The organism is Mesorhizobium sp. M1A.T.Ca.IN.004.03.1.1 (assembly GCF_003997555.1).
In the GTDB taxonomy this organism is placed as follows: domain Bacteria; phylum Pseudomonadota; class Alphaproteobacteria; order Rhizobiales; family Rhizobiaceae; genus Mesorhizobium.
Map to the genome: position 1 here is coordinate 1 of NZ_RZTV01000526.1, position 261 is coordinate 261.

General features: G+C 64.4%; 1 protein-coding gene. It reads left to right on the plus strand.

Going from position 1 to position 261, the window contains the following annotated elements; all coding sequences use genetic code 11:
* Nucleotides 1–238, plus strand: a 238-nt coding sequence (locus EOD29_RS32745) for an ATP-binding protein (RefSeq protein ID WP_245475510.1), incomplete at its 5' end; no start/stop codon positions are given.
* Between the last annotated feature and the right edge of the window lie 23 nt (nucleotides 239–261).

Below are 261 nucleotides of genomic sequence, written 5' to 3' on the forward strand. Positions count from 1 at the left end.
CGGCAAGCACGCCCGGCCGGGCCGGGTCAGCGTGACGGCCCACATTCGGGGCAACAAGCTGCGGCTGGCCGTCGAGGACAATGGGCGTGGATTCGATGGCGATGTCGCGCCTGGCTCTCACCATTTGGGACTTGCCGGGATGAAAGAGCGTCTTGCCTTGATCGGGGGCGAGCTGACGGTCGAAACCGCCAAGGGCAAGGGGACCGCAATCTATGCCGACGTGCTTTTGACCGACTGAGCGCTTGAGCAAATCGGCTGCAC